We start from the raw sequence: 20,857 nt of genomic DNA, 5'->3' as shown, positions 1-20,857 counted from the left end.
TACTTCGCGGACAAGACGGAACTGACCGCTATTTCCTTTACCCCGGCGGTATCTGTCAACAATGGTAAAGGTCTGTCTATGGGGGTGGCTCTGAATATCATGTACGCCGAGGGCCGGCTGTCCAAATATCAGGATCTTCGGAGCCAAGTTTTGTCTTCCACAACAGGGCTAAGTGTCGATGACCTAAATGCTCTGCCGGAGGCTCAACAGAACGCAATCCGAGATAACATTAATGGGTATGTAAATGACTTCGATACCTATGCGGATGTGGAAGGGGATGATGTTGCGGTGACCATGCGGGTCGGCTTCCAGTATGACCTGACCCCGGCTACCCGGATTGGCCTGACTGCCCAGACTGGAACTGAACTCAAGCTCAAGGGTGATATGGAGCTCAGTCAGTTCCCGACGGCTGCGGGCGCTACCACCCGGAAAGAAGACGTGACTGTTCCCCTGGCGATTCCTGAAAGTCTCACCGTGGGTATCCGGCACCAGTTGAATGACACGGTCACCCTGCTGGCCGGCGCCACCTATGCGCGCTGGGGTGCTTTTGAAGAACTGGATATCTTCAGCCGGGAAGGCGACAGTGGTGTCATTTCTCAGACTGTTGGTCGTGCGGGTGATGAGAACCCTATTACGCACATTACTGAGCAGTGGAAGAATACCTGGCAGTTCAATGTGGGTGGCTCCTGGCAGGTATCTCCGGCCTGGGCTCTCAGGGCCGGTTATGCCTTTGATGAATCCCCGGTTGATCAGTATGTGACGGCCCGAATCCCGTCTGAAGACCGTCATTGGCTGACTCTTGGCACTCAATGGAAAGACGCCTCCAGCGGCTGGAGTGTGGATGCAGCCATTGGCACCCTGATCTTCAATGACGATGCCAAAGTGAACGACAATGAGTACGCTCATACCGATCCGACCGGCAATCCAACATCACGCTCCAACTATCAGGGCGAGTATGAACTGACAGCCTGGAGCGCTTCGCTTCAGCTCAGCAAAGCGTTCTGATCTAACCGATTACCTGGCCACGGTAGATAACCTGTTTCTTCCGTGGCAGGTGGCCTTGCTGGCTGGCTTGCACCCCCTCTCCTTCGCGCCTGTCTTCGACAATCTCTTGTCCACGATACATTCTTTTGGGTGGTTCTTCGGGTTTTTGTTCAAGTTCTGCCAGCTCTGGCACCTGTGCGAGTAAGCTCTTCCAGGTATAGGGTAATAGCAGGTTCAGACTTTTTCTTACATAGCCTTCAATCTTTTGCTCAAGGTGTTCTTCGGTGAGGTGCAGCCGGACGCCGAATTCCGATTCAATAAGCCGGCAGCATTGCCGTACCAGTTTCAGATTACCGCGATCAAGAAGCCAGCTGCGCTCAGAAAGAGGAGTGGTCATTGTCATATCCATCATGAGTGTCACAACATGGCGGTCACACATGCGGGGTGACCGCCGACACAATAGGATTGCGAAATTCGTGCCAGCCTGAACGCAGCAGCAGAGCGGACTATTGGCGTGATGGAGAGGCTTCTCTGAGCCTTTTCTGGTGCAGCTGCCCGCTTTAAGTGCAGTGGTGCCTAGTGTGCCTCATCCCAGTTATCACCCACCCCGGCTTCTACCAGCAGAGGCACATCTAGCCTGGCTGCAGCAGACATGCGCTGAACCAGCCCGGCTCTGATTTCCTCTACAGCTTCTTCTCGTACTTCGATGATCAATTCATCGTGTACCTGCATGGTCATAATGGCGTTGTCGCTGTGGTTTTCGTACAGCCACTGGTCCACATCAATCATGGCTCGTTTAATGATATCTGCAGCCGTACCCTGCATCGGTGCGTTGATGGCGGTGCGTTCGGCGGCCTGCTGCATTTGCTTGTTTCGGGCGTTGATCTCCGGCAAATACAAGCGGCGGCCGTATAGGGTTTCCACATAGCCATCTTCGTGGGCTTGTTTGCGGATGTTGTCCATATACCTGAGCACGCCCGGATAGCGATCAAAGTAGCGGTCGATATATTCCTGGGCTACCTTACGTTCTACGCCCAACTGACGAGCCAGGCCGAAAGCAGACATGCCATAGATCAGGCCGAAATTAATGGCTTTAGCGCTTCGGCGCTGATCGGAATCCACCTCAATCAGGCTGACACCAAAAACCTCAGCGGCGGTGGCTTTGTGGATATCCTCGCCGTGTTCAAAGGCAGTAAGTAAGCCTTTGTCGCCGGACAGGTGCGCCATAATGCGTAATTCGATTTGAGAGTAATCCGCCGCGAGTATCTTGTAGCCATCTGGCGCAATAAAGGCCTGGCGAATTCGGCGACCCTCCCGTGTCCTGATAGGAATGTTCTGCAGGTTGGGTTCGGAAGAGGAAAGTCGCCCAGTGGCCGTCACGGCTTGATGATAAGACGTATGTACTCGTCCGGTACGGTGATGAATCAGCTCTGGCAGAGTGTCGGTGTAGGTCGACTTAAGCTTGCTCAGGCTGCGGTGTTCCACAATCAGTCGGGGCAGTTCGTGTTCGTGAGCAAGTTCCTGCAGCACCGGCTCGGCAGTGGAGGGGGCGCCCTTTGGAGTCTTCTTGATAACTCGCAGGCCAAATTTATCATACAGGATAGCCTGAAGTTGCTTGGGTGAACTCAGGTTGAAGGCCTCACCGGCAATCTCGTGGGCTTCTTTCTCAAGCTCTGCCATACGTTCAGCGAGTTCTTGGCTATGTTGGCGTAACGTGCTGGCGCTGATCAGAGTGCCGCGTTGTTCCATGCGGGAGAGCACAGGCACCAGAGGCAGGTCGATGTCCCTGTACACGGATTCCAGCTCACCGGTCTCTTTTAGTTTTGGGCTCAGAGCTCGGTGCAGGCGAAGAGTGATATCGGCGTCTTCGGCGGCATATGGCCCTGCTTTTTCCAGGTCGATCTGATTGAACGGTAGTTGCTTGGCACCTTTGCCGGCAATGGATTCGTAAGTGATCGTTTCTTCATCGAGATATAGCCTGGCCAGGCTATCCATGTCATGGCGGGTTGCTACCGAGTTAAGCACGTAGGATTCCACCATGGTGTCGTCGCTAATACCTTCCAGGTGGATGCCGTGGTTGGCAAGCACGTTTTTGTCGTATTTCATATTCTGGCCGATTTTGGCCTGCTTTGTATCTTCCAGCAGCGGTTTAAGCTTGGCCAGAACGGTGTCCCGGTCTAACTGTTCCGGTGCACCCATATAATCGTGACCCAAGGGCACATAGGCGGCTTCACCAGGCTCAATGGCGAAGGATACGCCCACTACTTCCGCGTCCATATAGCGGAGGCTGGTGGTTTCGGTGTCGAATGCAAATTTGTCTGCAGCTTTCAGGCGTTCTAGCCAAGTGTTGAATTCGGCTTGATTGGTGATTACTGAATAGGTTTTCTCGACAGCTTCCTGAGGCTCAGAGGTGGGTGGTTCAGCTTTGTCGGAGCCGTTGTTTTCAAGTGCGGAGACCCAGCCGCGGAATTCGTATTCTTTGAACAGCTCCAGCAAGGCGTCGTTGTTCTGTTGGCGGTGTTCCAGGTCTTCCAGGCCGAACTCAAGCTCCACGTCCAAACGTATGGTGGCAAGTTTGCGGCTTAAAGGTAAGGTTTCCAGGGCTTCCCGCAGGTATTCTCCGATTTTGCCTTTGATCTCGCCGGCATGCTCGATCAGGGTGTCGATATCGTTATAAGCCTGGAGCCATTTTACAGCAGTCTTGGGGCCGCATTTGTTCACGCCAGGGATGTTATCGACCTTGTCACCGACCAAGGCAAGATAGTCGATAATCTGTTCTGGGGCTACGCCGAACTTTTCAATGACGCCATCCCGATCCATAGCAACTTCTGTCATGGTGTTAATCAGGGTGACATGGTCGCTGACCAGCTGGGCCATATCTTTATCGCCAGTGGAAACAACCACATCAATGCCTTTTTGCGTGGCTTCGTGGGCGAGGGTGCCAATGACATCGTCAGCTTCTACGCCTGGGACAATAAGTAGTGGCAGGCCCATCGCACGAACAATTTTGTGAATCGGCTCAATTTGCACGGCCAGGTCTTCGGGCATGGGGGGACGGTTGGCTTTGTATTCTTCATACATGTCATGGCGGAAGGTTTTGCCTTTCGCATCAAAGACCACCACAACTTTGGAGCCTGGGAAGTCCTGTTCCAATCGGCGCAGCATGCTGACTACACCTTTGATTGCGCCGGTAGGATGATTTTTGCTGGTGGTGAGTGGGGGTAACGCATGGTAGGCACGGAACAAATAGGAAGAACCGTCTACCAGAACCACGGGGGGAGTTTTTTTCTCAGTCATATCAATGCAGGTCCGGATTCTGATTGAAGCGTGGGGTGGCTTGTGCAACTCTTTAGTCAGTCTGCAATTCTATAGCCATAATGATGAGCCAGAGGGTATCACGAAAATGAAACGAATCGCCTGTTCCGCCCTTATAGTAGGGTGTTTCTCTATGCCGTTGATGGCTCAGGATGAAGGGGCTTTGGATGCCACTCCCGTGGTGACTCCACCGCAGCCTGTCGTGATTTCTGATTACCAGTCGCCAGAAGGTGGTCCTGAGATTGTTATCCGCCCTGGCGAAAGCGAAGTGTTCTATGAATACCGGGTGAATGGCCAGCTAATGGAGATAAAAGTGGTGCCGGAAGTCGGGCCTGAGTATTACCTGGTGCCGGCTGATGGCGGTGGATGGATCCAGGATAGTGAATCGGATCTCCTGGTTCCGAGCTGGGTGCTTTTCCGCTGGTAGTTTTGTCTTTCTGGCCTGCCGCTCAGATCAGGTTGATCTCAACCGGTTCTGAGCGGCGACTCTCCAGACCTTCCACATCCACCGTCGTAATAGCGAATTCATAGGCTCCGGGTGGCATGTCTTTGAGCGGGTATTTCGTTGTGCTCGCTTCCTTGAGCACAATAACATCGTAACTTTCTTGGTGTTTCAGTCGATAATAAATCCGGTATTCCGCAATTTGCCCCGGCGCCAGTGATGAACCGTCTTCCCGGGTTAGCGGAGCGCTCCATGCCAGGGTTTTGGGAGCAATTGTCTTTCCTGTCTGTGAACCAGCAAAAGGCTGGTCCGCCGCGGCTTTGTTTGCAGATGCCTGAGTTTCAGGCACGTTGTTGGTTGCTGTTTGTTCTGTGTTCGCTGAAGTAGAGCCACCAAAGGTGGTCAGCAGATTGCTCTGAGCTTGCTTGAGCCGGCTATCTGCTACCTGAGAGGCTCGTTGAGCATCCATTTTTGAGACGCGAGTGTCTTCCTGACAACCTGCCAGAATCAGCGCTGTTAAAATCAGTGCCAGCGAGGGGAGTGCACGAAAGAATGAGTGCGGTTTTGATGGCAAGAAAAAGTCCATGGTTCACTCGCATTCGGGGGGCAGTAGAAGTGCCCCGTTGGTTAGTGCGTATGAAGCCTGAATAAAACCGGGAGACTGGCTAAGAAAAACAGTGTGGGATTATGCCAGCCAGGCTGAAGTGATCAAGTGAAAAATCGGTAAAAACCGAAAGATCGCTTTTAGTATGAACATTCTAATTTTTCCCCGTACCTTGGAGCATGAAAGCTACCAAAGGCCGCCGGGATCTATCCGGTTACAGCGCCGAAAGAGACGACAAACCAAGGAGATTTATCATGGGTAAGCTCAAATCCTATCAGGAACAACTTCAGGACATCGTTGAGAAAGGAATTAACGCTGCTGAAGAACAGCAGAAGAAACTGGCCGAGAAGCCGTTTGAATACGCCGAGAAGTTCGAAGCAGAAGTGCGTGAATACAGCGTGAAGAACCTTCGCGAGCGCTATAATGGCTACTCCGATAATCTGTTCGGTCAACTGCGTAGCTTGAATAGCCGTTTCGGCAACTTTGCTGCTGAGTTGGTTGCCAAGCTTGAGAAGGAAGCTGCTGAAGGTGCAGACGCTGTATCTGAAGTTGCTGAAGATGTTGCTGAAGCCGCTCAGGATGCAAAGAAAGCTGTAGCTGGCAAGAAGCCTGCCCGTAAAGCAAAAGCCTCTGCTAAGAAAACTGCAGCTTCTGCCTGATTTGTTTTCAGTTCAGACACGTTGTTGTAAAAAAGGCGCTCCATTGTGAGCGCCTTTTTATTGTGCCGGAAAGCTTAGCATTACGGCTCTTCGGAAGAGGCTTCCAGAGGGAGTGTTCGTTCTGTGCCGGTAATCTCTTCCAGGCGTTTGATGTCGGCTATGAACGCCTTGGCTACTGCATCAATTTCCTGACGTTGGGCCGAGATCTCTCTCTCTATATCTCGAATCTGGCCTTCAAGCCGATAGATCGTTTCAAGAGTAGCTTCAGGAATATCCCGGCCAGCGCGCTCCATATCTGCAGCGCGGCTTTGCTTCTGGTCGAGCTGGTTTGAGATTACGGAAATATTGCCCCGCTTCAGTTGAATCAGCCCTTCCAGTTCCTGAATTTTCCGGTGCATGGCCCGAACTGCCTGGTCTGGATGGCTGAATCGTTTCAGTAACTGGCGGTCCTGCTCTATCTGGGCTTCCTGCTGCTTGCGGCGTTCTTGCTCAGCTTTTCGTGCGGCCAGCTCTTCGGCAGTGGGTGCTGGCGGGATCGTTTCCACGGTTCGCCCGTTACTGCCCAGGATGTCATAACCACGCTTGGTGGCTTCCTGAGGGATTGTGTTGCTGATCACTAGCTGACCATTGTCATCCGTATAGCGATACATGCCAGCTTGCACGCTGGCAGAGACAAGTAGCCCCAGTGCGGTAAGGCCAGCAATAACCGGAGATGTGGTCGCGCGGTGTTGCATGTATCAGACTCCGTAACGGTCCCGATAGTTAGCTACGCTTTCTGCGTGGCCGGCAAATTCCGGGTTTGACTTCAGGTAGTCTAGTACCTGTTCAAGCCGAATGATGCTCACAACAGGAATGCCGAACTCTTGCTCGACTTCCTGAATGGCGGAATGCTCGCCATTGCCTTTTTCCTGTCGGTCCAGGGCAATTAATACCCCGGCAGGTTCTGCTCCAGCGTTACGGATAATCTCGATGGATTCCCGAATAGCTGTTCCGGCAGTGATGACATCGTCAACAATTAATACTTTACCTTGTAGCGGGGCGCCGACAATATTGCCACCCTCTCCGTGATCTTTCTTTTCTTTGCGGTTAAAGGCAAATGGTTTGCTGTTACCGTCTGTTGCAAGGGCCATAGCGGTAACCGTGGCCAACGGAATGCCCTTATAGGCGGGTCCGAAAATAATGTCATAATCCAACCCACTACGCTTTATTGCGGCTGCGTAGGCTTTGCTTATCTGCAGCAGGTCGTTCCCGGTGTTGAATAGTCCGGCATTAAAGAAGTACGGGCTGGTTCGTCCGGACTTGAGTGTGAACTCTCCAAAGCGTAGAACACTCCGCTGGATGGCAAACTCGATAAATTTTTTCTGATAGTCGTACATGGCAAGGCTTCTGGCGGGGTTTGAACTTTAATTAAAGCGTAAAAACGGTATCATACACACAAACCGAATCAGGGAACATGTATGCGCGTAGTATCAATCAGCGTCAATGGTCTGGAACAGGCTGTTGAAAAGGGCTTTTTTGACTGGCTGGCAGAGCAGGACGCCGATGTGGTGTGCGTTCAGGACCACCGTATGCGTGCCTATGAAGTTGAAGACAAAAACCTGATTCCGGAAGGTTATGAAGCTTATTTTATTGATGGTGAGCTGAATGAACATGGTGGTGTGGGTATTTATACCCGCCACTTCCCGAAAGCGATCATGTACGGTTTTGCTAATGAGCAGGCGGACCGCGAAGGTCGGTTCATTCAGGCAGACTTCGATAAAGTGTCGGTCGCATGTGTTCTTGCGCCTTGTGCTTTGGGGCGTGAGGAAGAGTTGACTGGTGAAGATGACCTGACGGTTCTGGATCACAAAGACGAGTTTATGGACGCTTTTGGCGTGCATATGCAGAAAACGTTACGTAAACGCCGTCAGTTTATTCTTTGTGCAAACTTGCAGACGGCGCATCATGTGACGGACGCAAGTCCGTTGTATCACAGAACCGATTTTTCAGGTTTTCTGCCCCACGAGCGCGCTTGGTTAGATCGTTTATTCGATGAGATGGGCTGTGTGGATGCGTTCCGCGAGATCAATAAGCAAAGTAATCAGTTTACTTGGTGGCCAGAGCAGACTGAAGGTTCTCGCAAGAAGGCGGGGATTCGGGTGGATTATCAGTTGCTGACGCCGGGTATTCGGAAAACCATCCGTGATGGTTGGATTGATGCGGGTACCCGTTTCTCTGACCACGCTCCGGTGGTGATGGATTACGATATTGAGATTGGTTTCTAAGTTCAGCCTTGAACTATGGGGGAAGCATTGGCAGGGATGTCGCTTCCCAGAACCGCAACGAGCACATCCAGTGCGCTTCTCTCCGGCCATCCATGGCCTCCGACATTCTGTGAAGCGACATCCCCGCCAACGCCCGAGCTTTGGCGTTAGGCGTTCAAAGCTTCTTTCTGGATTTCAAACAACTGGTTGATAGCCGTGCGTGCTAAGCCAAGCATGCTGTCTAATTCTGTCTGTTCGAAAGGCGCGCCTTCCGCAGTTCCCTGAATCTCGATGAAGCCGCCTTTGTCGGTCATGATGACGTTCATGTCGGTTTCGGCTTCTGAATCTTCCGGGTAGTCCAGGTCAGCAACCGGTGTGCCTTTGTAAACACCCACAGAGATTGCGGCGATCATCTGCTTCAGCGGAGATTTTTTCAGGCGTTTGGTTTCTACCAGGTGGTTCAGCGCGTCTACCAGTGCCACGCAGCCGCCAGTGATGGCCGCTGTGCGAGTGCCGCCGTCAGCCTGGATCACGTCGCAGTCGATGGTGATGGTGTGTTCGCCCAGAGCTTCCATGTCTACTGCGGCGCGCAGGCTGCGGCCGATCAGACGCTGGATTTCTACCGTGCGGCCACCTTGTTTGCCACGGGCGGCCTCGCGGCCCATACGGCTACCGGTGGAGCGGGGGAGCATGCCGTATTCGGCGGTGATCCAGCCCTTACCTTCGCCGCGCAGGAATGGAGGCACTTTATTTTCTACAGAGGCGGTGCAGATCACTTTTGTATCCCCGAACTCAACCAGCACGGAGCCTTCAGCGTGGCGAGTGTAGTTGCGGGTGATCCGGACTTCTCTGGGTTGTTCGGGCGTTCTGCCACTTGGTCGCATAGTGTTTCCTGTTTGTGAATATGCATGTCCGGTGGTGAGCCGGTTGGGTTTATGAAAGGGCGGCGAGTATAGCATGGTGATGCCCGGGGGCGGGGCTAAGGGTACCTGTAAAGGAGCTGGTTCGCCGCGTTAGGTGGTAGGCTGTTAAACTCGGAATATCATCAACCTGTATTGGAGTCATTATGATCCGCAGTATGACTGCTTTTGCTCGTAAAGATACTCGTGGGGACTGGGGCACCCTGACCTGTGAGATACGTACGGTGAACCATCGATATCTGGAGCCGTCATTTCGCTTACCTGAGGCATTCCGTGAGCTGGAGAACCGGTTTCGGGAGGTCTTGCGCAAAGGGTTAAAGCGGGGAAAGGTGGATGTGTCAATGCGCCTGCAGTCTGTTGAAAACGAGGTGCGGGGTTTTGAGATCAGCGATGAAATGGTCAAGGCTGTTAATGACGCCGCAAATCATATTAACCGGATTCTGGATAACCCGGCCCATATCAGTGCCTTGGATGTTTTGCGCTGGCCAGGCGTTATGTCTCTGCCAGAAAATGATTACAGCGAGGCAAAAGGTGCGGCGGTAGATTTGTTTACGGAAACGGTGGCCGAGTTGGTGAGCGTTCGGGAGCGGGAAGGTGAACGGTTGCGGCCGTTATTTGAAGATCGCCTGGCCATCATGAGCCAATTGGTCGGGGAAGTGCGTGGGCGTATGCCGGATTTGCTTGCGGCTCAGGAGCACAATCTTCGTGAGCGATTCGAAAAAGCCAAAGTGGAGTTGGACCCGGAACGGGTGTCTCAGGAAATGGTGATGCTGGCTCAAAAGAGTGACGTGGCTGAAGAGTTGGACCGGCTGGATGCTCATATCAGTGAAGTCCGGGAAACTCTGCAGAGTAAAGAAGCCATTGGCCGTCGCCTGGACTTTCTGATGCAGGAGCTGAACAGGGAGGCCAACACGTTAAGCAGTAAGAGCATTGATGCTGCGGTGACGCGTGCTGCGGTTGACCTGAAAGTGCTGATTGAGCAGATGCGTGAGCAGGTGCAGAATCTGGAATAATAGTGATCAGTGCGGTTACTTTGGCGAATGCAAGAGCTTGCTTGCTTTTAAGAGTAGTTTTGATGGGAAATAGAAGTTTCGTCTTGTGTGCTTTAATGAGCCTGCTCGCTTTTCCGGTTTTAGCGGGAAACCATGAGTGGACCTCAGGGTGGGGCATGGGGGTGTCTGAATTTCATGTTAGTGACGGAAGCGGAAATGAAATACTGATTTCTTGCCCAAATGAGATAGAAGATGGCTATGTAAGCGCCACGGTTATCCTTTTTGGGGAAAGATACGGTTCTGACTTAAGTGCCCAGAGCCAATTTGATGTAGTTGTTGATGGAAAACTGTATCTGAATCCGTTTTATACAGATTGCCGGGTTTGTGGGGAGATTTTTCGGGATTTTTGGGAAGATTTTCGCAATGCAGGAACTCTGGATATTATTGCCGGTGATCGAAAGGTGAGCTTTCCTGTGAACGGGTTGAAGAGTTCTTTGCCATCCTTGAATAGTGTCGAGAATCCATGCAAAAGTTCGTGGTAGTTGTGTTTTGAATTGTGGCTTTAATGTTGAGTGAAAGGGTGTTTTTGTGATGTGTTGTTTTTATCGTTCTAAGCTGTATTTGTTCTCATTCTTTTTGATTTTGTCCGGTTGTGGTGATGGGCATATTGAATCGTTGAAAGCGTCGCCAACCCCTTATTTTGAGTCCTATTCGATTGGTCAGCTGTTTGATAACCGTGATGTGTGTAATTCGGTTAGCTGGAGCGAGTATGAAGGTGAAAGGGGCGAGGTTGTAATTGAATACAAGTGTGAGTTTAAAGGGGTTAAAGAGTATGAGGCGGACCTCGTTAAGCAGAACACTGCTGAGTTATACCAGATTCTAGAGGGCCCTGGTCGATATGAGGAATCGGTTGATAGCCTTAATGAAAGAATTGCAGCGGCAAGAGCAACCATTAAAAGTAATGAAGAACTTGTAAGCCACATGGAAGAGTCTGATGAGTCTTTAAAGTTCAAGGAAGATATCGCTGAGGCTAAAAAATACTTGAAGTATTTGTCGGGTCTAGACCTGGAAGACGTTGTTGCCGGTAAAAAGATAGATGTAAAATCCGCTTATTTTTATGGCTACAATGTTAAAAGAAAGGAGTCAAGAAACGGCGTTTTGGTTGATGTAGAGGAATATATACCAACAGTAGATTTTAGTAAGGAAATTCCTTATCTGGTCCGGAAGATAAAGACCTCTGGCGGGATGGGGGTGATGTTTAATGAGGGTTCTGATGAAGCTAATGCAAAGGCGCGCCGAGAGTATGCTCGGAATAAGTTGAAGGAGGCGCTTGCAGATATGGTTGCCAGGGTTGAGCACTCGATTGAGAAACTCGAAAAATCTCATGAAGAATATGTTCAGAGAAAAATTGAGTCAGCAAGGGAAAGTACTGATGAAATGTTGTCCTATATTGAATTCTACGAGAAGTCTCTCGAAGAGGCACAAAGCAATATAGAAAGTCACAGAATGAATTCAGTAGATTATGTTGAGAAGGTCGTTGCTGAGCTTGAGAGTCGTCTGGACAGTGTTCGTGTTGAAGAGGTGTTTAGATGGGTGGTTACACCAGAGAATGACTATTCTTTTATATATGCAGGTTACAATGAGAATTCGGCAATATTAGGAGAGATTTCCAGAGAGTACCCGTCAGCCAGGGATGCGTTTTACAGGGTTTATAAGAATTTTGGATCATTCGAAGATTTTATGGGTGCTCACGATATAAAAGTCTACACCTTGGGCCAGTATAAGACGGAGTTATTTAGACGCTATAATTGATTAGGCCCGCGTAGCATTGAACGAGTGGGACTCTTAAGACCTGGCCCGATAGCTTGCGGCAACTTTTCAGGCTATGGGGCAGGGAGGTAGCCTGCCCCTTTCGAGTCTTGGTTGCCTACAGTATTGGTTTGATCGCCAGCAAATCCGTACGCAGGTGTGTAAGCACCTTCTCTGCGGTATTTCCAATTACCCGCGCTGCCAGCCCCGTCTTACCTGTGGTGCCCATCACTACCATGTCTGCTTTAATCTTGTTGGCCACGCTGGGGATTACTTTCTGGGCGGGGCCAGGCACGATATGAACCTGTTCGGGTGTCAGGTGCCAGGTATTGCACAGATGTTCAACCTTTGGCTTCAGAGCTTCTTTTCGTTTGCGAGCGTGCGAGACCGGGTCAATGATGTCGAGGTCCGCCAGTACCACGGATGTATGCAGTGCATGCACCAGGTGTAGCTCCGTTTCCATGGCTTTTGCCAGATGCCAGGCCTGGTCAATGATGCGGTTGTTCAGAGCTTTTTTTACCGGCTTCTCCGTGCTTAGGTCCACCGCAGCAAGGATCGGATGGGCTTTGTTCCACTTTTGTTCTGCCACCAGCATTACCGGTGCTGAGCATTCGCGGATCAGGTGCCAATCGGTTGGCGTGTAAAGAAGGGTTTCGGAGCGGTTGCCCGTTTTTATCACAGCACTGACTCTTTGCTGCTGACAGTAGTTGATAATCCACTGGTGAATCTGCTTTTCCCACACCGTATGGGCGGATATGGTCAGGTCGGTGCAGTCAGTCAGTGCCAGCATCTGTTCAAGCCAGTTCTGCCTGAGCTTGATGAGGGATTGTTTGGCGTTATTCTGAATCACGGGATCGTTTGGCAGCGCATCGAGATACTCGTGCACGAACGCCACGACTTCCAGCCTGGCTCCGGTCGCGCGAGCCAACTCCACTCCGCGGTTGAGTGCAACCTGGTTTTTGGATGTGGGGTCCATGATGATCAGGAGCTTTTCCATGTACTTTTCCGTCCGTTATCAGGGGATTTTATTAATGGTATCAGGTGTAACGGGCTTGGGATGCGGAGATAAGTCAAACCCCGTATAATTTGGCGCTTTCTGGCCGTGTCAGAGGCCGCAAGTCGCTGTTCAGGAGAGTTCATACATGAGTCAGGCCGGTGGGCAGGGTACGCTGTTTGTGATTTCTGCGCCTTCAGGAGCGGGTAAAACCAGCCTTGTGGCGGAAATGCTGCGCCAGGATTCCTGCCTGGGTGTTTCGGTTTCGCACACCACCCGGGCTATGCGTGATGGTGAGCAGGACGGCGTGAATTATCACTTCGTGAGCCGTGATGAGTTCGAAGCAATGATCGACCGGGGTGAGTTCCTGGAGCACGCGAATGTATTCGGGAATTACTATGGCACTTCCCAGGTCTGGGTGCGTGAAACCTTGGCCAAAGGGCAGGATGTTATTCTGGAAATTGACCAGCAGGGAGCTGCGCAGGTTCGGCGTTTGCTTCCGGAGTGTGTGAGTATTTTTATCGTGCCGCCTTCAGCGGAAACTCTTCGCGAACGCCTGGTAGGGCGAGGCACTGATGCTCAGGAAGTGATTGAGCGCCGTCTGGCCGAAGCTGAAGCGGAATGTCGCCATGCGGTGGAATTTGATTACTTGGTCGTGAACGATGTCTTCGGTGTGGCTTTGGAAGACTTGCTAGCAATCACTCGAAGCTGTCGTCTGAAAATGTCTAGGCAACAAGTGCGCTATAGCAGGCTGTTGGCTGGATTGTCCGGGGGCAGTTGACGCCAGGCTGGTGGGAGCTCTGCGCAGATAGCGGTTACCCGCTGTATACAAAGTGAGCCGCTGGCAGTAAACTACGCGGTCTAGTTCAAGTACTTGTTATTTTTCGGGGAAAATAATGGCACGAGTTACCGTTGAAGATTGTCTGGAACACGTAGATAACCGCTTCCAGCTGGTCATGCTGGCTAGTAAGCGCGCCCGCCAGATCGCCACCAAGGGTGCTGAGCCGATGGTGCCGGAAGAAAATGATAAGCCTACGGTTATCGCTTTGCGCGAAATCGCCGAAGGTAAAGTTTCTCGCAGTTTGCTTACCGAAACTGAAGAAGATTAAACACTGCAGTCTTCAGGTATTCGTAGAATTACCTGTTAGCGGCTGAGAAGCATTGAAATCTGTCTCTGCGGTTTTATAGTGTAACTATAGAAGCGAGCCGGAAAGACGAGGAAGAGCCCGGATGAAAGCATTCGGGCTTTTTTTGTTCCTGGTAAACAGAATGTAGTGGAGGCGAGGTGTCGGTAGAGGCAACGGTTGAAGAACTGGCGACAGAGCTCAGTTCGTACTTAGATACCAATCGCATCAATCAGGTGCGAAGGGCCTACTATTACGCCGAGCAAGCCCACGAAGGGCAAATGCGCAAAAGTGGTGACCGTTACATCACTCACCCGCTGGCCGTAGCGCACATTCTTGCTGAACTCAGGCTTGATCACCAGAGCCTGATGGCCGCGATGCTGCATGATGTTATTGAAGACACCGGCATTCCCAAAGATGCCATTGCGGATCAGTTTGGCGACGATGTGGCCGAGTTAGTCGACGGCGTATCCAAGCTGACCCAGATCGAGTTCCGGTCCCGGGCGGAAGCCCAGGCGGAAAACTTCCAGAAAATGACCCTGGCCATGGCTAAAGACATCCGGGTTATTCTGGTGAAGCTGGCGGACCGCTTACACAATATGCGCACCCTTGGCCCGATGCCTTTCGAAAAACGCCAGCGCATTGCTACTGAAACCCTGGATATCTATGCCCCTATTGCCAATCGGTTGGGGATGCATTCTATTTCTACGGAACTGGAAGATCTGGGCTTTGGCTCTCTCTATCCCATGCGTTCCAAATACATCTCCAAGGCAATTCAGAAGTTGCGGGGCAATCACCGGGAAATTATCGAGGATATCCGGGGTAAGCTGCAGGAAAAGCTGGAAGAGCGAGGCCTTCCGGGGCGCATTCAGGGGCGAGAAAAGCATTTGAACTCCATCTACAGCAAGATGAAGCTCAAGCAGAAATCCTTTCATGAGATTATGGATGTGTATGCCTTCCGTATCATCACCGACACGGAAGACGACTGCTACCGCATCCTTGGTGCTGTACACAATCTCTACAAGCCTCTTCCCGGGCGATTCAAAGACTACATTGCCATGCCGAAGGCGAACGGCTACCAGTCGTTGCATACCACCCTGTTCGGCATGCATGTGAATATCGAAATCCAGATCCGCACGGAAGAAATGGAGCACATTGCCAATAACGGTATCGCTGCCCACTGGATGTACAAAAATGACGAAACGGGTGTTAGCACCGTCAATCAGTCTCGGGTAGACCGCTGGGTGGAAGGGCTGATGGAAATGCGGGAACGGGCTGATGATTCCATGGAATTTATCGAGAACGTGAAAGTTGACCTGTTTCCCGATGAAATCTATGTGTTCACGCCCAAGGGGCGGATCATGGAATTGCCCAGGGGGGCTACTCCGGTGGATTTCGCTTACTCCATCCACACAGATATTGGCAATGCCACAGTCGCCTGCCGCATTAATCGCAATCTTGCGTCGCTTAGCCAGCCACTGCAGAGCGGGCAGACTGTCGAAGTCATTACTGCACCCGGGGCACGGCCTAATTCAGCCTGGCTTGGTTTTGTTACCACAGGCAAAGCCCGAAGCAGTATCCGGCATGCCTTGAAAACCCGGAAGAGAGCGGAGTCTTTGGCACTGGGCCGGGCTTTGCTCAAGAAATCTCTCAAAGGCTTCGATGCCAAATTGTCGGATATCAGTGAAGCTCAGAAACAGTCGGTTGTGAACCACAATCAAGTCAACAGTTTTGATGACCTGGTCAGTGATATCGGGCTGGGTAATCGAATGGCTTACCTGGTTGCCCGCCAATTGATTGCAGGTAATGAGGCTCCAGAGGCGCAAGAGCAACTTAAGGCGGTTCAGGTAGATCAGTCGGGACCTGTGATGATCAGAGGGACAGAGGGCATTCTGCTGCGGCTTGCCTCTTGTTGTAAGCCAATTCCGGGCGACCCGGTGGTAGGCATTATGGATTCTGGCAATGGCATGATCATTCACTCCGATACCTGTTCCCGGTTGCCGGAAGATGACGAGGGCCGGGCCCGGTTAACCCACCTGAAATGGGCCAAAGATATTACGGATGAATTCTCCGTGGAACTGCGTGTTGAGCTTGAGCGCCAGCGAGGTGTGATTGCTGAGGTGGCAAACGCTGTCGCCATGGCTGACGGCAACATTGAGCGCATTAACGTAGAAGATCAGAATGCCAAGTTTGGCATTGTCAGCCTGGTCGTGCACGTGACTGGCCGCCGACATTTGGCCAGGGTGATGCGCCGGGTACGTAACATTCGTGCAGTAACCCACATAAGCCGTGTTCGGCATTGACTGAGGCCTTCGCGTGGTTGACAGCAGCCACGTAGAAGGGTGACGATTGTCGTTTTTCATGAGAGGAATTACAGGTCATGACCAACAAATCTGTCATCCAGACCGAAAACGCACCGCAAGCGATTGGCACATACTCCCAGGCAGTCAAAGCGGGAGATACCGTGTACTTGTCTGGCCAGATTCCGCTAGACCCGAAAACCATGGAAGTTGTGGCCGGTGACTTCGCAGCTCAAACTCGTCAGGTGTTTGAAAACCTCAAGGCTGTTTGTGAAGCTGCGGGCGGGGAACTGAAGGATATCGTGAAGCTGAACATTTACATGACCGACCTGGCCAACTTCGCAACTGTGAACGAAGTGATGGCCACCTACTTCCAGCAGCCATACCCGGCCCGTGCCGCCGTGGGTGTGGCAGCACTGCCGAAGGGTGTTCCGGTAGAAATGGAAGCTGTGATGGTGCTTAGCTAAGGTTGCTGATCATCTCCCGGTATCCCGCCCGAAAGTCGGGGTACCGGAACTTAAACCCGCTAGCCAGCAAACGCTGGTTGTTACACCGCTTACTTCCGGCCCTGCCACCTTTGCGCGCGCCTTCTACCGGGGCTTTACAAGGCACCTGCTGCCGAACCCACTCAACGACCTCATCCAGCCTCACTGGCTCGCAATCGCTGACGATGTACAGATGTTCCGGCTCGTTGCCCGTTAATGCTTGCTGGCTCAGATAGGCCACAGCCCGGGCCGCATCCTGTTCGTGGATCCGGTTGCTGAAAGGTGCCGGAGGCTGAGGATTCATTCGGCCCTCAAGAACTTCTTCCAGAAAACGCTGACGGGTAGGCCCATAGATGCCGCTGAAACGCACGATGGTTGCGGGGTGAATACTATTCAGCGCGGTTTGTTCACCCTGAAGAATTTGCTGGCCGGTGAAGCGGTCGGGCTCTGTTGCGCTGGTTTCATTAACCCAACTGTCATCGTCTTGAGCATATACGCTGGTACTGCTGACAAAGAACAGGCGGGTCAGGGGGGTATCGCCAATGGCATTCAGTAAATTAGTCAGTCCTGTGACATAGGCATCGTGATAACCCTGTTCGTCATACGCTGATGGAGTCAGGCAATAGATGACAATGTCCAGGTTTTCAGGGAGCCTGCCCTGTAAAGTTTCTGGTTTCGTAAGGTCAGCGCCAATGCCGGTTATACCCTCGGGAACCTTACCGGGGTTGCGACGTAATCCGAAGACCTGCGTGGTGCTGGACAGGACTTTGGCAATGTCTCCGCCGAGCTTTCCGCAGCCGGCAACCAGAATTCGTGAAAATTGCTTGCTCTCCGTCATTGCCATAGACAATCCCAATCCTTATCCTTTGGCTGATAAAGTAAGTGCAACTTCGACCTGAAAAATCCGACCGGAGCCCACATGACCCTTACCGAGTTACGATACGTTGTTACGCTTGCCCGGGAAAGGCATTTTGGCCGGGCTGCGGAGCGTTGTCACGTCAGTCAGCCTACCTTGAGTGTGGCGGTGAAAAAGCTGGAAGATGAGCTTGGTATTGCGTTGTTTGAGCGCAGTAAAAGTAATATCCGGGTTACTGAGGTGGGTACACGGATCATCGAACAGGCCCAGAAAGTTCTGGACCAGGTTGGTGTTATCAAAGACTTGGCACAAGATGGGAAAAATCAGCTTAATTCACCATTGAAAGTAGGGGCTATCTATACCATTGGCCCCTACCTGTTCCCGCACCTGCTGCCGGAGCTACGCCGGGCTGCGCCGGAAATGCCGCTGTTCATTGAAGAAAACTACACCGCTAACCTTCGCCAGAAACTGAGGCATTCAGAACTGGACGCCATCATCATCGCGTTGCCGTTTGAAGAGCCGGAAGTTGTTACCTTGCCCTTATATGACGAGCCTTTTGTCGTTTTGTTGCCCGCAGACCATCCGTTGACCAAGAAACAAGAAATTACCCCAGAAGAGATGTCTAAAGAACAGCTATTGTTGTTGGGGCCTGGGCACTGTTTCCGGGATCAGGTGCTGGAATCCTGCCCGCCTCTGGTTGATGCCATGAACCAGCGGACCAGCAATAGTCGGCCAGGTTTGGTGACCGAGGGTAGCTCGCTTGAAACCATTCGTCATATGGTGGCCTCTGGATTGGGCATTACCGTTTTACCACTCTCTGCAGCCTCCAATATCAAGTATCAGGAAGATATTCTGGCTGTTCGCCCGTTTGTGGCTCCGGTACCTTTCCGGACAGTGGCCCTGGCCTGGCGGGTTACTTTCCCAAGGCCAAAAGCTATTGACGTGTTATCGCTAGCTGCGAGCCAGTGCCGGGTGATTGAGCGGGCTAAAGCGGAAACTCCAGCGGCCGTACCAAAAGCCTGAGGCTAGCCATGGCGTCACTGGACGACATCTCCGTAACTGAGCTTAAGGGCGTAGGAAGCGCCTTGGCTGAGAAACTTGGTAAGCTGGGCATTCAGTCCATGCAAGACCTCCTGTTTCACCTGCCATACCGATATGAAGACCGCACTCGGGTGGTGCCTATGGGCAACCTGCGTGTTGGTGATATTGCGGTGGTGGAAGGGGAGGTGATGAAAACGGATCTGATTATGGGGCGGCGACGCAGTCTCCAGGTTACTCTGCGGGACAATAGCGGCTTTCTGGTTCTGCGCTTTTTTCATTTCAATGCGGCCCAGAAAAATCAGCTTAGTGAGGGGGCCCGAGTGCGTTGTTTTGGCGAGGTTCGCCCCGGCCGTGCCGGTTATGAATTTTATCACCCGGAATACCAGATCAATCCACCTCCGATGCCCCCCGCCACTGAGGCCACGTTGACGCCGGTTTATCCGTTAACGGAAGGTATTCAGCAGCCCAGAGTCCGAAGCCTGTGCCAGCAAGCTCTGAAATACCTGGACCACCATCCGATTAAAGACTGGTTGCCACCGGACTTGCTGGCGAATTATCAATTGCCCTGCATTTCTGAAGCCGTAAAGCTGGTGCACTCACCCCCAGCTGGAGCTCCGGTACATCAATTGCTGGAAGGGCGTCATCCGGCACAGCAGCGATTGGTGATGGAAGAGCTGCTGGCTCATCAGCTTAGTCTGTTGCAAGTGCGGGAACAGATACAAGCCAGAGACGCGCTACCGCTGCTACCAACCGGCAACCTCACGGAAGACTTCCTGGCAGAACTGCCGTTCAGCCTGACCGGCGCCCAGCGGCAAGTTATGCTGGAAATCCGACAGGATCTCAGCCAGCCAATTCCTATGTTGCGACTGGTTCAGGGGGATGTCGGCTCGGGTAAAACGGTTGTTGCGGCCCTGGCAGCTTTGCAGGCTTTGGGGGCTGGAGCTCAGGTTGCATTGATGGCACCCACAGAAATATTGGCAGAGCAACATTACAACAACTTCAAGTCCTGGTTGGAGCCCCTGGGGATTCAGCTGGCATGGTTGTCGGGCAAAGTAAAAGGTAAAGCCCGACAACAGGCGCTGGAGGCCGTGGCGAGTGGGAGCGCTCAAGTGGCTATTGGCACCCATGCACTGTTCCAGGATGAGGTGCAGTTCCATCGTCTGGCGTTAGTGATCGTTGATGAGCAACACCGTTTTGGCGTGCATCAGCGTTTGGCTCTGCGGGAAAAGGGTGTAGGCGGCTCTCTGGCCCCGCACCAGTTAATCATGACAGCCACGCCCATCCCGCGGACACTGGCCATGAGCGCGTATGCCGACCTGGATACCTCCATCATTGACGAGCTGCCACCTGGTCGTAAGCCGATAGAGACCATAGTGGTGCCGGATAGCCGTCGGGAAGACATTATTGAAAGAGTTATGAGTGCCTGTCGGGAGGGCCGCCAGGCTTACTGGGTCTGCACGCTGATTGATGAATCGGAAGCGTTGCAGTGCCAGGCTGCGGAGGTGACCGCTCAGGAGCTTACGGAACGCCTGCCAGACCTCAGAGTCGGGTTGGTGCACGGTCGCCTGAAAGCGCAGGAAAAAGCCAATGTGATGGCACAGTTTAAAGAGGGCATTCTGGATCTTCTGGTGGCAACAACCGTGATAGAGGTGGGTGTGGATGTGCCCAATGCCTCACTGATCATCATCGAAAATCCCGAGCGCCTGGGGCTGGCTCAGTTACACCAGCTTCGTGGCCGGGTGGGCCGGGGTGAGCAGGCGAGCTTCTGTGTGCTGATGTACCATCCACCATTATCCAATAATGGCAAAGCCCGATTGCAGGCTTTGAGAGAAAGCCAGGACGGGTTCGTGATTGCAGAAAAAGATCTGGAAATCCGAGGCCCTGGTGAAGTGCTGGGTACTCGCCAGACCGGCCTGATGCAGTTCCGCTTGGCGAGTTTTGAGCGTGATAAAGGTTGGATCGAGCCCATTAAAAACATGGCCCCGGGATTGATGAAACAACCGCGGTTGGTTGATGCGCTGATTCGCCGGTGGTTGGGTGAGAAAATTCGTTATGGTGAGGTGTGAGTCCCGAATACTTAAGAAGCTTT

General features: G+C 52.3%; 21 protein-coding genes. 13 read left to right on the top strand and 8 right to left on the bottom strand.

Annotated features, from left to right (window positions below; all coding sequences use genetic code 11):
• On the top strand, positions 1–1,005 hold a 1,005-nt coding region (locus ABYA77_RS07560; RefSeq protein ID WP_372965344.1), incomplete at its 5' end, for an OmpP1/FadL family transporter.
• Between the two features lies 1 nt (position 1,006).
• On the opposite strand, the gene ABYA77_RS07555 is transcribed toward ABYA77_RS07560, so the two are convergent.
• Positions 1,007–1,381, bottom strand: coding sequence for a hypothetical protein (locus ABYA77_RS07555; protein WP_372965343.1), 375 nt, complete (start codon positions 1,379–1,381; stop codon positions 1,007–1,009).
• A 179-nt stretch (positions 1,382–1,560) separates the two neighbouring features.
• The gene (polA, locus tag ABYA77_RS07550) at positions 1,561–4,281 is read right to left on the bottom strand and encodes a DNA polymerase I (protein WP_372965342.1); all 2,721 of its coding nucleotides are present in this window, start codon (positions 4,279–4,281) and stop codon (positions 1,561–1,563) included.
• A gap of 4 nt (positions 4,282–4,285) precedes the next feature.
• On the opposite strand from polA, the gene ABYA77_RS07545 reads away from it, so the two are divergent.
• On the top strand, positions 4,286–4,726 hold the full coding sequence (locus ABYA77_RS07545; RefSeq protein ID WP_372965341.1) for a DUF2782 domain-containing protein: 441 nt from the start codon (positions 4,286–4,288) through the stop codon (positions 4,724–4,726).
• Positions 4,727–4,748: 22 nt separating this feature from the next.
• On the opposite strand, the gene ABYA77_RS07540 is transcribed toward ABYA77_RS07545, so the two are convergent.
• Positions 4,749–5,315, bottom strand: a complete 567-nt coding sequence (locus tag ABYA77_RS07540) for a fibronectin type III domain-containing protein (RefSeq protein ID WP_372965340.1) — start codon at positions 5,313–5,315, stop codon at positions 4,749–4,751.
• 284 nt (positions 5,316–5,599) lie between these two features.
• Here ABYA77_RS07540 and ABYA77_RS07535 point away from each other — a divergent pair, with 284 nt between their 5' ends.
• A complete protein-coding gene (locus ABYA77_RS07535; protein WP_372965339.1) occupies positions 5,600–6,004 on the top strand; it encodes a hypothetical protein in 405 nt (134 codons plus the stop codon).
• 80 nt (positions 6,005–6,084) lie between these two features.
• Here the strand turns inward: ABYA77_RS07535 and ABYA77_RS07530 are convergent, their stop codons facing one another.
• Both ABYA77_RS07530 and pyrE read right to left on the bottom strand, forming a co-directional pair.
• Positions 6,085–6,738 (bottom strand): DUF4124 domain-containing protein, encoded by a 654-nt coding sequence (locus ABYA77_RS07530; protein WP_372965338.1) that lies wholly within the window; start codon positions 6,736–6,738, stop codon positions 6,085–6,087.
• 3 nt (positions 6,739–6,741) lie between these two features.
• Positions 6,742–7,380, bottom strand: coding sequence for an orotate phosphoribosyltransferase (gene pyrE, locus ABYA77_RS07525; RefSeq protein WP_372965337.1), 639 nt, complete (start codon positions 7,378–7,380; stop codon positions 6,742–6,744).
• An 81-nt stretch (positions 7,381–7,461) separates the two neighbouring features.
• Between pyrE and ABYA77_RS07520 the strand changes: the two genes are divergently transcribed.
• Positions 7,462–8,268, top strand: coding sequence for an exodeoxyribonuclease III (locus tag ABYA77_RS07520; RefSeq protein ID WP_372965336.1), 807 nt, complete (start codon positions 7,462–7,464; stop codon positions 8,266–8,268).
• 146 nt (positions 8,269–8,414) lie between these two features.
• On the opposite strand, the gene rph is transcribed toward ABYA77_RS07520, so the two are convergent.
• Entirely contained in the window at positions 8,415–9,131 is a 717-nt protein-coding gene (gene rph / locus ABYA77_RS07515; protein WP_372965335.1) for a ribonuclease PH, read from the bottom strand.
• 182 nt (positions 9,132–9,313) lie between these two features.
• Between rph and ABYA77_RS07510 the strand changes: the two genes are divergently transcribed.
• From ABYA77_RS07510 to ABYA77_RS07500, 3 genes are all read left to right on the top strand, one after another.
• Positions 9,314–10,180: a YicC/YloC family endoribonuclease gene (locus ABYA77_RS07510; RefSeq protein WP_372965334.1), complete on the top strand. Its 867-nt coding sequence runs from the start codon at positions 9,314–9,316 to the stop codon at positions 10,178–10,180.
• 2 nt (positions 10,181–10,182) lie between these two features.
• The gene (locus ABYA77_RS07505; protein WP_372965333.1) at positions 10,183–10,701 is read left to right on the top strand and encodes a hypothetical protein; all 519 of its coding nucleotides are present in this window, start codon (positions 10,183–10,185) and stop codon (positions 10,699–10,701) included.
• 199 nt (positions 10,702–10,900) lie between these two features.
• The gene (locus ABYA77_RS07500) at positions 10,901–11,971 is read left to right on the top strand and encodes a hypothetical protein (protein WP_372965332.1); all 1,071 of its coding nucleotides are present in this window, start codon (positions 10,901–10,903) and stop codon (positions 11,969–11,971) included.
• Between the two features lie 115 nt (positions 11,972–12,086).
• Here the strand turns inward: ABYA77_RS07500 and ABYA77_RS07495 are convergent, their stop codons facing one another.
• A complete protein-coding gene (locus ABYA77_RS07495; protein WP_372965331.1) occupies positions 12,087–12,965 on the bottom strand; it encodes a universal stress protein in 879 nt (292 codons plus the stop codon).
• A 145-nt stretch (positions 12,966–13,110) separates the two neighbouring features.
• Between ABYA77_RS07495 and gmk the strand changes: the two genes are divergently transcribed.
• From gmk to ABYA77_RS07475, 4 genes are all read left to right on the top strand, one after another.
• On the top strand, positions 13,111–13,743 hold the full coding sequence (gmk, locus tag ABYA77_RS07490) for a guanylate kinase (RefSeq protein WP_372965330.1): 633 nt from the start codon (positions 13,111–13,113) through the stop codon (positions 13,741–13,743).
• A gap of 115 nt (positions 13,744–13,858) precedes the next feature.
• Positions 13,859–14,071: a DNA-directed RNA polymerase subunit omega gene (gene rpoZ, locus ABYA77_RS07485; RefSeq protein WP_372965329.1), complete on the top strand. Its 213-nt coding sequence runs from the start codon at positions 13,859–13,861 to the stop codon at positions 14,069–14,071.
• 176 nt (positions 14,072–14,247) lie between these two features.
• Positions 14,248–16,389: a bifunctional (p)ppGpp synthetase/guanosine-3',5'-bis(diphosphate) 3'-pyrophosphohydrolase gene (locus ABYA77_RS07480; RefSeq protein WP_372965328.1), complete on the top strand. Its 2,142-nt coding sequence runs from the start codon at positions 14,248–14,250 to the stop codon at positions 16,387–16,389.
• A gap of 77 nt (positions 16,390–16,466) precedes the next feature.
• Positions 16,467–16,853, top strand: a complete 387-nt coding sequence (locus ABYA77_RS07475) for a RidA family protein (protein WP_305897095.1) — start codon at positions 16,467–16,469, stop codon at positions 16,851–16,853.
• Here ABYA77_RS07475 and ABYA77_RS07470 read toward each other — a convergent pair.
• Positions 16,846–17,715 (bottom strand): NAD-dependent epimerase/dehydratase family protein, encoded by an 870-nt coding sequence (locus tag ABYA77_RS07470; RefSeq protein WP_372965327.1) that lies wholly within the window; start codon positions 17,713–17,715, stop codon positions 16,846–16,848. The genes ABYA77_RS07475 and ABYA77_RS07470 overlap by 8 nt on opposite strands.
• Positions 17,716–17,790: 75 nt before the next feature.
• Between ABYA77_RS07470 and ABYA77_RS07465 the strand changes: the two genes are divergently transcribed.
• Entirely contained in the window at positions 17,791–18,750 is a 960-nt protein-coding gene (locus tag ABYA77_RS07465) for a hydrogen peroxide-inducible genes activator (protein ID WP_372965326.1), read from the top strand.
• Between the two features lie 8 nt (positions 18,751–18,758).
• Positions 18,759–20,834, top strand: coding sequence for an ATP-dependent DNA helicase RecG (recG, locus tag ABYA77_RS07460; RefSeq protein WP_372965325.1), 2,076 nt, complete (start codon positions 18,759–18,761; stop codon positions 20,832–20,834).
• Positions 20,835–20,857 lie beyond the last annotated feature (23 nt).

The sequence above is a fragment of the Marinobacter sp. genome (assembly GCF_041595835.1).
Taxonomy (GTDB): Bacteria; Pseudomonadota; Gammaproteobacteria; order Pseudomonadales; family Oleiphilaceae; genus Marinobacter.
Note: the sequence above shows the minus strand (reverse complement) of the source record. Positions and strands in the feature narration are given on the sequence as shown.

Excerpts from the sequence above, each read along its gene's own strand:
- ABYA77_RS07465 (WP_372965326.1), top strand. The coding sequence starts at position 17,791 with ATGACCCTTACCGAGTTACGATACGTTGTTACGCTTGCCCGGGAAAGG.
- recG (WP_372965325.1), top strand. The coding sequence starts at position 18,759 with ATGGCGTCACTGGACGACATCTCCGTAACTGAGCTTAAGGGCGTAGGA.
- ABYA77_RS07520 (WP_372965336.1), top strand. The coding sequence starts at position 7,462 with ATGCGCGTAGTATCAATCAGCGTCAATGGTCTGGAACAGGCTGTTGAA.
- ABYA77_RS07510 (WP_372965334.1), top strand. The coding sequence starts at position 9,314 with ATGATCCGCAGTATGACTGCTTTTGCTCGTAAAGATACTCGTGGGGAC.
- ABYA77_RS07470 (WP_372965327.1), bottom strand. The coding sequence starts at position 17,715 with ATGGCAATGACGGAGAGCAAGCAATTTTCACGAATTCTGGTTGCCGGC.
- pyrE (WP_372965337.1), bottom strand. The coding sequence starts at position 7,380 with ATGTACGACTATCAGAAAAAATTTATCGAGTTTGCCATCCAGCGGAGT.
- rpoZ (WP_372965329.1), top strand. The coding sequence starts at position 13,859 with ATGGCACGAGTTACCGTTGAAGATTGTCTGGAACACGTAGATAACCGC.
- ABYA77_RS07530 (WP_372965338.1), bottom strand. The coding sequence starts at position 6,738 with ATGCAACACCGCGCGACCACATCTCCGGTTATTGCTGGCCTTACCGCA.
- rph (WP_372965335.1), bottom strand. The coding sequence starts at position 9,131 with ATGCGACCAAGTGGCAGAACGCCCGAACAACCCAGAGAAGTCCGGATC.
- ABYA77_RS07555 (WP_372965343.1), bottom strand. The coding sequence starts at position 1,381 with ATGACCACTCCTCTTTCTGAGCGCAGCTGGCTTCTTGATCGCGGTAAT.
- ABYA77_RS07475 (WP_305897095.1), top strand. The coding sequence starts at position 16,467 with ATGACCAACAAATCTGTCATCCAGACCGAAAACGCACCGCAAGCGATT.
- polA (WP_372965342.1), bottom strand. The coding sequence starts at position 4,281 with ATGACTGAGAAAAAAACTCCCCCCGTGGTTCTGGTAGACGGTTCTTCC.
- gmk (WP_372965330.1), top strand. The coding sequence starts at position 13,111 with ATGAGTCAGGCCGGTGGGCAGGGTACGCTGTTTGTGATTTCTGCGCCT.
- ABYA77_RS07535 (WP_372965339.1), top strand. The coding sequence starts at position 5,600 with ATGGGTAAGCTCAAATCCTATCAGGAACAACTTCAGGACATCGTTGAG.
- ABYA77_RS07495 (WP_372965331.1), bottom strand. The coding sequence starts at position 12,965 with ATGGAAAAGCTCCTGATCATCATGGACCCCACATCCAAAAACCAGGTT.
- ABYA77_RS07545 (WP_372965341.1), top strand. The coding sequence starts at position 4,286 with ATGCAGGTCCGGATTCTGATTGAAGCGTGGGGTGGCTTGTGCAACTCT.